This is a genomic window from Curtobacterium sp. B8, from assembly GCF_000333315.1.
Classification (GTDB): Bacteria; Actinomycetota; Actinomycetes; order Actinomycetales; family Microbacteriaceae; genus Curtobacterium; species Curtobacterium luteum.
Genome location: NZ_BACW01000609.1, coordinates 1 through 9,715, shown reverse-complemented (window position 1 = coordinate 9,715; position 9,715 = coordinate 1). Strand labels below are relative to the sequence as shown.

Genomic DNA, 9,715 nt, shown 5'->3' with positions numbered 1-9,715 from the left:
ACGTGGCGGCGGAGAACATCGGCGACCGCGGCATCGTCGTGGCCGGCGACCTGTTCGCGCCGCTGCCCGAGCGGTTCCGCGGTGCTGTCGACGTCCTCGCCGTCAACGCACCGTACGTCCCGACCGACGCGGTGGCGACGATGCCGTCCGAGGCGCGCGACCACGAGCACCGCGCGGCCCTGGACGGTGGCGCGGACGGGCTCGACCTGCACCGCCGCATCGCCTGGGGAGCGGCGGAGTGGGTGCGGCCGGGCGGGGCCGTCGTGATCGAGGTCTCCGAGGCGCAGGCGCCGACCTCGGCGCGGGCCTTCGACGCACAGGGGTTCGTGACCGAGGTCGTCCAGGACGGCTCCGTGGACGGCACCTGCGTGGTGGCGATCCGGCCGGACGCCGTCAGTCCGCGGTGACCGTCACCGTGTGCCACCCCGTCGCGCCGTTCGGGGCCGGCGTCCGCTCGACGCTCGTCTGCACCTGACCGTCGGCGCCCGTCGCCCGCACCTGCAGCCGGTGCGAGCCCTTCGTCGGCGTCCACCGCCACACCCACTGCCGCCACGTGTCGGCCGAGATCGACTCGGCCAGCGTCGCGTCCTGCCACTCGCCGTCGTCCACCCGGACCTGCACGGCCTCCACGCCGGTGTGCGGGTGCCACGCGACCCCGGCGACCGCGACGGTCGTGCCGGCCTGCACAGTGCTGCCCGCTCGCGGCACGTCGATCCGCGACTCGAGCTTCACCGGACCCCGCTCGGACCAGCCGCGCGGCGTCCAGTAGCCCTGCGCCTCGGAGAACCGTGTGACCTCGAGGTCGGTGACCCACTTCGTGGCCGACACGTAGCCGAACAGCCCCGGCACGACCATCCGGACAGGGAACCCGTGCTCGGGCGGCAAGGGCTCACCGTTCATCCCGACGGCGAGCAGTGCTGCGGTCCCGGTGTCCTGGAGCACGTCGAGCGGCGTCCCGGCGGTGAACCCGTCGACGCTGCGGGAGAGCACCATGTCCGCAGAGGCGTGCGGCCCGGCCTTCGCGAGGAGTTCGCGGATCGGGTACCCGAGCCACTTGGCCGTGCCGATGAGGTCACCGCCGACCTCGTTCGAGACGCAGCTCATCGTGGCGATGTGCTCCTCGAGCGGGAGTGCGAGCAGTTCGTCCCACGTGAGCTCCACCTCGCGCTCGACGGCGCCGTGGATCCTGAGCTTCCACGTCGCCGGGTCGACCGACGGCACGGTGAGCGCGGTGTCGATCCGGTAGAACGCATCGTTCGGGGTGATGACGGGCGTGATCCCGGAGACGTCGAGTGAGGCACCGGCCGGCACCGCGGGAGCCGCGGTCGCCGGGGTGGGCAACCGGATGGCCCGCCGCGCGGCCACCGCCGCCTGCATGGTCGCCGTCCCCAGCCGGGAGGCACCGCCCACCACGACCGCGGCCGCTGCGGTGGCGACACCCCAGACCAGGAACGCGCGACGCTCGGGCCGGGCGGGGCCGTCGGACTCGGCGCGCGCACTCGGGACGGCCGCCGCACTGCTGGACGCCTCCCACCGGCGGAGCCGCAGCACGAGCGTGCGGAGCACGATGATCGCCGCGGCGACGCCGACCACCGTCGGCGCCCCGTCGAGGGTCCCGCTCCCGGATCGCGTCGTGACCGCGAGCAGCGAGAGCACCCCGCCGATCGCGAACACGACGGCTCCGGCCGGAGGCCGCCACCGCTCGAGGACGCCGGCGCCGGCGCTGATCGCCGCGACGAGCACGATCATGAGGGTGATGAGCGCGACCTTGTCACCGGTGCCGAACAGCGACACCATCACGTCCTTCGCGCCCCGCGGGGCCAGGTCGATCACGGCTCCGCCGACGCCGACGAGCGGGCTCCCGGCTCCACCGAGGAACAGCGCAGCGAACTCCGCCGCCGCGAGGAACACCACCGCGGCGACGATCCCGACCAGAGCCGCACGCGTCTTCCACACACCGGAGATCGTAGGTCGTCCCGCCCACGTGCAGCCTGGGTGTCCGTCACCTGTGGACGGGCGCTCAGAGACGGTCGCTGTGGAGGACTGCTCGGATTCCCTGCGCGTTCACCGACCCGGCCAGCGCCGATCCGTCGATCCGTGCGACGATCGGGGGGTGCTGAGGCGACCCGACCGTGTTCCCCGGTCCCGTCGCGGGCACCGGGGCCCGTGGACGACGGCGCGGAAGTTCGCCACCCTGCGCTGGACGATCGTCGGTGTCTGGGCCGCGTTGCTCGCCGTCCGCATCGTCGTGGTCGCGACGTCGCCGGACGCCGACCTGAAGTGGTTCGGCGTCACCGAGGCCGTGGCGATCGCGGTCGGTGTCGCACTCATCGGGTTCGCGCTCCTCCGCGCCAGGACGGTCCGACTCCGACGCGAGGACGAGGCCCTGGCGCTGGCGATCCGGCGCATCGACCCCACCGTGTGGCTCGTCCCCGCCGCTCCGACCGACGAACTCCGACGCTCCGTCGCCGACCTGCGTCCGGGCCTCGCGCTCGGTGACCGGGTCACGTGGGCGTTCGGCGCGACCGAGGCGTCGCTGTGGGAGCTCGACGAGCGGCGTGCCACCCGCATGCTCGTGATCCGGTGGTCGCGGATGGTGCACGTCGGACTGGAGGACGAACGGACCCCGGCCGGCAGCCGTGGCACCGCGGTGGTGCTGCACCACGTGCGGCACGACGACACCCCGGCGGTCGCGACGTTCTTCGTCCGCTCCGGGCCCGGGTCGCGCCGGATGCTCGGACGTGGCCCGCGCCTCGAGCGGCTCGTCGCCGACCTCGCGCGCGAGCGCATCGTCGCCTAGCCCTGGCGAGCCAGCCCGACCCGGCCCGTGGAGCGACCCCGACCCGGCGCTCGAACTGCCGGGCCCACGAGGAGAGGGCCCCGCCGGATCGGCGAGGCCCTCCTGGGTGCGGTCGTGCCGCGGTCTCGAGGCGTCAGTGCGTCGAGGGCTCCTGCTCGACCTCGCGGCGGCCGTCGTCCGACCACAGGGTGTGGAAGGTGCCGTCCTTGTCGACGCGCTGGTAGGTGTGTGCGCCGAAGAAGTCGCGCTGCCCCTGGATGAGCGACGCCGGCAGACGGTCGGACGCGAGCGAGTCGAAGTACGACAGCGCCGACGAGAACCCGGGCGCGGGGATCCCCGAAGCCGCCGCGATCCCGACGATGCGCCGCCAGGCTGCCTCACCCTCGGCGACCGCGTTCGCGAAGTACGGGTCCACCAGCAGGCTCTCGAGCGAGGGGTTCTTGTCGTACGCCTCGACGATGCGGTTGAGGAACTGCGCCCGGATGATGCAGCCGCCGCGCCAGATCTTCGCGATGTCGCCGAGGTTGATGTCCCAGTCGTACTCCTTCGCCCCGGCGATGATGAGGTCGAACCCCTGGGCGTACGCGACGACCTTCGACGCGTAGAGCGCGGCACGGACGTCGTCCGCGAAGGTGTCCGGCACCTCCGCGATCGACGGGCGGCTCTTCACCGACTGCTGGACCGCGGCGCGCTGCGTCGGCTTCGACGACACGGCGCGGGCGAACACGGCCTCACCGATGCCCGACACCGGGATGCCGAGCCCGACGGCGTTCTGCACGGTCCACACGCCGGTGCCCTTGGACCCGGCCTCGTCGCGGATGACGTCCACGAGCGGCTTGCCCGTGTCGGCGTCGCGCTGCTTGAGGACCTCGCCCGTGATCTCGATGAGGTACGACTCGAGGTCGCCCTTGTTCCACTCGTCGAACACCTCCACCAGCTGCTCGACGGACAGACCGCCCGCTCGACGCAGGAGGTCGTACGACTCGGCGATGAGCTGCATGTCGGCGTACTCGATGCCGTTGTGCACCATCTTCACGAAGTGGCCGGCACCGTCCGTGCCGATGTGGGTGACGCACGGCTCGCCCTCGGCGACCGCGGCGATCGACTTCAGGATCGGCCCGAGCGTCTCCCAGGCCTCCTTCGACCCGCCGGGCATGATCGACGGTCCCTTCAGCGCGCCTTCCTCGCCGCCGGAGATGCCGGTGCCGACGAAGTTCAGCCCCTTCTCGCGCAGGTCGTGCTCGCGGCGGATGGTGTCGTGGAAGTTCGCGTTGCCGCCGTCGACGATGATGTCCCCCTCTTCGAACCGCTCCGCGAGCTGCTCGATGACGGCGTCGGTGCCCTTGCCGGCCTGCACCATGATGATCGCGGTGCGCGGCTTCGACAGCGACGCGACGAACCCGTCGATGTCCTCGGAGGCGATGAACCCGGCATCGCCGTGCTCCTGCAGCAGCTCCTCGGTACGGGCGTACGTGCGGTTGTAGACCGCGACCGTGTTGCCTTCCCGTGAAGCGAGGTTGCGCGCGAGGTTCGAGCCCATCACTGCGAGCCCGATCACGCCGATGTTCGCCTGTCCGTCGTTGTCTGCCACGAGGTCTCCTTCGTCCTGTCGTACCGGCCACCAACCTACGGCGGGCGCCCTGGGGTCTGGTGGGTGTTACGGCAACATGGGGAGAACGTTCACCGGCGTCAATACTGTGGAGGGATGACCGACCCCGCCGTCCTCCCGCCCGTCCTCGTCATGGGGGTGTCCGGCTCGGGCAAGTCCACGATCGGTGCAGCCGTCGCGACAGCGCTCGCCGAGCATGGCGAACCCGCCGAGTTCGTCGACGCGGACGACCTGCACCCGGCCGCGAACAAGGAGAAGATGCGGGCCGGCATCCCGCTCACGGACGACGACCGCTGGCCGTGGCTGGACGCGTGCGCGGCACGGATCGCCGCGATCGAGGCGTCCGGGCACCGCGCGGTGATGGCGAACTCCGCGCTCAAGCGCGCCTACCGGGACCGCCTCCGCGCGACCGCGCCCGGGCTGGTGATCGCGTTCCTCGACGGCTCGCGGGAGCTCATCGCGGAACGCCAGTCGCACCGGCACCACGAGTACATGCCGACCTCACTGCTCGACTCCCAGTTCGCCACCCTGGAACGCCCGCAGCCCGACGAGGCCGCGCTCCTCGTGGCGATCGACGGGACCGTCGACGACACCGTGCGGACGATCCTCGCGGGCCTCGCGGTCACTTCCGGCTGAGTCCGGCCTGGAGGCCCGTCACGCGTCCGCCGACGGGGCCCACTCCCGGCTGCTCCCGCGGTCGTGCGCGGAGCGCCTCCTGGCTGCCCACCCGTGCGCGCTCCGCACGGGTGGGTCGGGTCCTGGTCAGAGCTTGAACGTCGCCCGCGGGATGTCCGACACGATGCGGTGGGCGGTGCGCACGGCGTCCTCCTCGGTCAGCTGGTGCGTGACCACGAGCGACGCCAGGTACGCCGCATCGGCCCGCCGTGCCATGTCGTGCCGGGCGGGGATGGAGCAGTACGCCCGGGTGTCGTCGATGAACCCGGAGGTCTTCGTGAACCCGGCCGAGTCGGTGACCGCAGCACGGTAGCGGCCGATCGCCGCCGGGGTGTCGATGAACCACCAGGGTGCGCCGGCGTACACCGCGGGGTAGAAGCCGGCGAGCGGCCCGATCTCGCGCGAGAACACGGTCTCGTCCACCGTGAAGAGCACGAGGTGGAACCCGGGCGCGGTGCCGAAGTCGTTCAGGAGCGGCCGGAGCGGCTCGGTGAACGCGCCGACGGCCGGCAGGTCGTGCCCGGTGTCGGGACCGAAGCGGTCGAGCGTCGGCTGGTGGTGGTTCCGGAGCACGCCGGGGTGGAGCTGCATGACGAGCCCGTCGTCGACGCTCATCTCCGCCCACCGGTAGAGCATGTCGTGGCGGTAGGCGGTGGCCTCGGCCGCGGTGACCCCGGACGGACCCTCGAGCGCGGCGCGGTGGATCCGCTCGCGTTCGGCGGCGGACAGCGGTGTCGATCCGGCGTCGAGCACTCCCGTGTCGGTGGCCGTCGCGCCGTGCTCGATGAAGTACTGCCGCCGTGCGCGCAGGGCGGCGAGCAGCCCGTCGTGGGTCGCCGTGTCGATGCCCGCAGCCTCACCGGTCGACGCGACCACGTGCCTCCAGTCCGACCGTGCCGGGTCGAAGACGGCGTCGGCGCGGAAGGTCGGGAGCACCCTGCCGCTGAAGGTCGGGTCCGCCGCGAGCCGCGCGTGCGCGGCGAGGTCGGCGTCCGGGGCGTCGGTGGTGGCGAGCACCTCGATGCCGAAGGTGTCGAAGAGGGCGCGCGGCCGGAACCCGGGGGACCGGAGCAGCGTCGCGAGGTGGTCGTACTGCTCGTCGGCGTTCTCCGCGGAGGGTGCCGACCGGAGGCCGAAGACGTCGTGGAGCTCGGTCTCGAACCAGTACCGGACCGGGGTTCCGAGGAAGTCGTCCCAGTGCGATGCGAGGTGGCGCCAGACCTCGCGGCCGTCGGTCGGGGTGGTGCTGTCGCGGCCGAGCTGGTCGAGGGGGACCCCGTTGGCGTGCAGCAGACGGAGGACGTAGTGGTCCGGCGTGACGAGGAGGGTCGCCGGGTCGGGGAACGGCACGTCGTCGGCGATGAGCGCGGCGTCGACGTGGCCGTGCGGGGAGATGATCGGCGCGTCGGCCACCGCCTCGTACACGGTCCGGGCGATGTCCCGGGCTGCCGGGTCGGCGGGGAACAGCCGGTCGGGGTGCGGGGCCAGCGGTGCGGCGGTCGTGGTCGTGCTGGTCTGGGTCATCGTCGACTCCTTCAGGACGGACGGCGGGGCGAGGTCGGGCGGCGGTCAGGTCGGGCGGCGGTCAGGACGGACGGCGGGGCGAGGCGGGAGCGGGCCCGGTCGACTCGCGGACGGTCAGGTGCGTGGGCAGGGCGACGGCCCCGGCGGCGTGCCCGTCCGGCAGGTCGTTGCCGGTCGCCGGACCCGAGCCCGGACCCTGACCCGCCCCCGAGGGAGCCGCACCGAGGCGGGCGAGCAGCATCCGGATCGCGACCCGGCCCGCTCGCTCGATCGGCGACGTCATCGTGGTGAGCGGCGGGTTGCAGAAGTCCGCGCCGAAGATGTCGTCGCAGCCCACGACGGACATGTCCTCGGGCACCCGGACGCCGCGCTCCCGGAGCCGGGTGAGCATGCCGATGGCGATGAGGTCGTTGAACGCGATGCACGCGGTGGCGCCCGCATTGACGGCGGCGTCCGCGGCGGCGGCACCCGAGTCGACGAAGGGCGCGTGCGGGCCGATCCGTGCGACGCGGACGCCGAGCCGCTTGGCGACGCGGACGAGGGCCCGCCACCGGCGCTCGTTCGACCACGAGCTGTCCGGTCCGGCGACGTACAGGACGTCCCGGTGGCCGAGGCTCACGAGGTGCTGCACCGCCTGCTCGACCCCGCCGGGGGTGTCGATGAGCACCGACGGCACACCGGCGGGTCGACGGTTGACGACGACGAGGGGCGTGCGTTCGGCGAACCGGGCGATCTGGGCATCCGACAGGCGCGAAGCGGTGAGCACCGCACCGTCGGCCTTCGTGGCGATCGCACCGAGGGCCGCGAGCTCGGCGTCGGCGGACTCCTCGGTGTCGACGAGCAGCTGGGTCCAGCCGGCCGCCGACAGCTGGTGCTGCGTGCCGCGGATCACGTCGAAGTAGAACGGGTTGGTGATGTCCGAGACGAGCACGGCGACCGCCCGGGTTCGGCCGGAGGTCAGGGCCCGCGCTTGCGAGTTCGCGACGTAGCCGAGTTCGCGCGCGGCCTGCTGGATCCGCTGCTGCGTGACGTGGTTCACGCGGTCCGGGAGCGACAGCGCACGGGACACCGTCGACGGTGCCACACCGGTCGCGTCCGCGATGTCGCGGATCGTCACCCGTCGTCCGAGGTCCGTGCCTGCGCTGCTCACGGTCCCGACGGTAGGCCGGTGTGGCAACAAGTGGCAACCGGTTGCCGGACGTTGCCACCGGCGGGACAGTGGTGGCACCCGGGCAGCGACGCCGACGGTCGGTCGGCGGACGCAGCCCACGGAGGTCTCGAGGAGGAAACCCCCGCATGAGGACACGAAGACTGAAGACCCGCTCCGTGGTCGGAGCCGTCGCCGTCGTCGCCCTCGCAGCACTGTCGCTGCAGGGCTGCGCCATCGTGAACGGCAGCGGCGACGACCCGAACACGCTCCGCGTCATGATGGGCGCGGACACCACGTACCCCAAGGAACGCAAGCAGTGGCAGCAGGAGGTCGCCGCCGAGTTCCAGCGCACCACCGGCGCGAAGGTGCAGTGGGAGACCTACTCGTCCGCGCAGGAGGAACTGACCGCGATCCAGACGAGCGTCATCTCCGGGCAGGGTCCCGACGTCTACGCGATCGGCACCACGTTCACCCCCACCGCCTACGCCACCGGCGCCTTCGTCGAGATGGGGGCGAAGGAGTGGGACGCGGTCGGCGGCAAGGACCAGTTCGACCCGGCGTCCTTCGGCATCTCCGGACCGAGTGCGTCGAAGCAGATCGGCATCCCGCTCGCCAGCCGCCCGTTCGTGATGGCCGTCAACACGGAGCTGCTCGCCAAGGCCGGCATCACCGAGATGCCGACCACGTGGGACCAGCTCACGGAGGACGCGAAGAAGACGACCGAGGGGGACGTGCACGGCCTGGCGATCGCCTACGCCGACGGCTTCGACCCGTGGAAGTTCATCTGGGGCATGGCGCAGAACGCCGGCAACACGATCGTGTCGAAGGACGGGAAGGCCGAGATCGACGGGAAGGCCGTCGAGGACGCCTACCGCACCTACTTCGACTGGATCACGAAGGACGGCGTCGTCGACAAGGCCGCGATCGGCTGGAACAACGCGCAGGCCCTCGCGCAGTTCACCGAAGGGAATGCCGCCTTCTTCCCGATGACGACCACCACCGCGATCAACTCGTTCACGGACACGAAGGTCGACGGCAAGTACGAGTTCGCCCTGCTGCCGACCGTCCCGCCGGGCGCGACGTCGCGCCCCAGCGACGGCATCGAGGCCGCCAGCATCCTGTCCGGCGACAACTGGGTCGTCGCCGACTACGGCACGAAGCAGGACCTCTCGTTCGACTTCATCAAGCAGCTCAGCACGCCGCAGGCCCAGCTCGAGTACTACCGGCTCTTCGGCAACCTGCCCACGAACGCCGACGCCGCCGCACAGCTCGCGGCCGACAATCCGCAGCTCGCGCCGATCATCCAGGCCGGCAAGCTCTCCAAGCCCACCGCCTTCACGGGTGCGTGGTCGGACATCCAGCTCGCCCTGGTCGACGTCGTCGTGCAGTCCATCCCGCAGCTCAAGAGCGGCGGGGTCAGCGACGACCAGCTCCGACAGCGCCTCCAGGCCGCGCAACGGGACGCGCAGGCCACCCTGAACCGCCAGAAGAACGGAGGGCTGTGATGACCGCCACCGAGACCCGCCCGCGGACCGACACGGCGTCGCACCGGCCCGTCCGGCCGGTGGGCAAGACCCCGCTGTACAAGAAGGAGCGTCCGCTCTGGATGCTCCTGCCCGGGGGCGTCCTCATGCTCGCCGTCATCGTGGTGCCGCTCCTCGTCGGGGTGTTCATCGCGATGCTCGACCTGGACCAGTACACGCTGCGGCAGTGGTTCAGCGCCCCCTTCATCGGGTTCGCGAACTTCGTCGAGGCCTTCACCGCATCGCCGCTGCTCCACTCGGTCTGGATCTCGGTCTCGCTGTCGGTGCTCGTCACCGCCGTCACGGTGCCGATCGGGGTGGCCGCCGCGATCTCGACCCAGAACCGCTTTCCCGGCCGCGGGCTCGTCCGGTCCGTCTACCTCATCCCGTACGTGGCTGCCCGCGTTCGTCGTCGGGACGTTCTTCCGGGACAT

7 protein-coding genes and 2 pseudogenes are annotated in these 9,715 nt (G+C 71.9%); 5 read left to right on the top strand and 4 right to left on the bottom strand.

Features of this window, described 5'->3' with window-relative positions; translation table 11 throughout:
- Positions 1-407: pseudogene (locus I59_RS16550) on the top strand (putative protein N(5)-glutamine methyltransferase); the annotation flags it as partial.
- On the opposite strand, the gene I59_RS16545 reads toward I59_RS16550, so the two are convergent.
- Entirely contained in the window at positions 394-1,956 is a 1,563-nt protein-coding gene (locus tag I59_RS16545) for a molybdopterin-dependent oxidoreductase (RefSeq protein WP_022904828.1), read from the bottom strand. The pseudogene I59_RS16550 and the gene I59_RS16545 sit on opposite strands and share 14 nt — an antisense overlap.
- 157 nt (positions 1,957-2,113) lie before the next feature.
- Between I59_RS16545 and I59_RS16540 the strand changes: the two genes are divergently transcribed.
- The gene (locus tag I59_RS16540; protein ID WP_022904827.1) at positions 2,114-2,800 is read left to right on the top strand and encodes a hypothetical protein; all 687 of its coding nucleotides are present in this window, start codon (positions 2,114-2,116) and stop codon (positions 2,798-2,800) included.
- A gap of 133 nt (positions 2,801-2,933) precedes the next feature.
- On the opposite strand, the gene gndA is transcribed toward I59_RS16540, so the two are convergent.
- Positions 2,934-4,391, bottom strand: coding sequence for an NADP-dependent phosphogluconate dehydrogenase (gene gndA / locus I59_RS16535; protein ID WP_022904826.1), 1,458 nt, complete (start codon positions 4,389-4,391; stop codon positions 2,934-2,936).
- 114 nt (positions 4,392-4,505) lie between these two features.
- On the opposite strand from gndA, the gene I59_RS16530 reads away from it, so the two are divergent.
- On the top strand, positions 4,506-5,045 hold the full coding sequence (locus I59_RS16530) for a gluconokinase (protein WP_022904825.1): 540 nt from the start codon (positions 4,506-4,508) through the stop codon (positions 5,043-5,045).
- 126 nt (positions 5,046-5,171) lie between these two features.
- Here the strand turns inward: I59_RS16530 and uxaC are convergent, their stop codons facing one another.
- Both uxaC and I59_RS16520 read right to left on the bottom strand, forming a co-directional pair.
- A complete protein-coding gene (gene uxaC, locus I59_RS16525; RefSeq protein ID WP_022904824.1) occupies positions 5,172-6,608 on the bottom strand; it encodes a glucuronate isomerase in 1,437 nt (478 codons plus the stop codon).
- Between the two features lie 61 nt (positions 6,609-6,669).
- Entirely contained in the window at positions 6,670-7,758 is a 1,089-nt protein-coding gene (locus tag I59_RS16520) for a LacI family DNA-binding transcriptional regulator (protein WP_022904823.1), read from the bottom strand.
- Between the two features lie 146 nt (positions 7,759-7,904).
- Between I59_RS16520 and I59_RS16515 the strand changes: the two genes are divergently transcribed.
- Both I59_RS16515 and I59_RS20270 read left to right on the top strand, forming a co-directional pair.
- Positions 7,905-9,263, top strand: coding sequence for an ABC transporter substrate-binding protein (locus I59_RS16515; RefSeq protein ID WP_042726850.1), 1,359 nt, complete (start codon positions 7,905-7,907; stop codon positions 9,261-9,263).
- Positions 9,263-9,715, top strand: a pseudogene (locus I59_RS20270) (sugar ABC transporter permease); the annotation flags it as partial. The gene I59_RS16515 and the pseudogene I59_RS20270, both read left to right, overlap by 1 nt.

Bases quoted from the DNA above. Each gene is read 5' to 3' on its own strand.
- I59_RS16530 (WP_022904825.1), top strand. From the start codon at position 4,506: ATGACCGACCCCGCCGTCCTCCCGCCCGTCCTCGTCATGGGGGTGTCC.
- uxaC (WP_022904824.1), bottom strand. From the start codon at position 6,608: ATGACCCAGACCAGCACGACCACGACCGCCGCACCGCTGGCCCCGCAC.
- I59_RS16515 (WP_042726850.1), top strand. From the start codon at position 7,905: ATGAGGACACGAAGACTGAAGACCCGCTCCGTGGTCGGAGCCGTCGCC.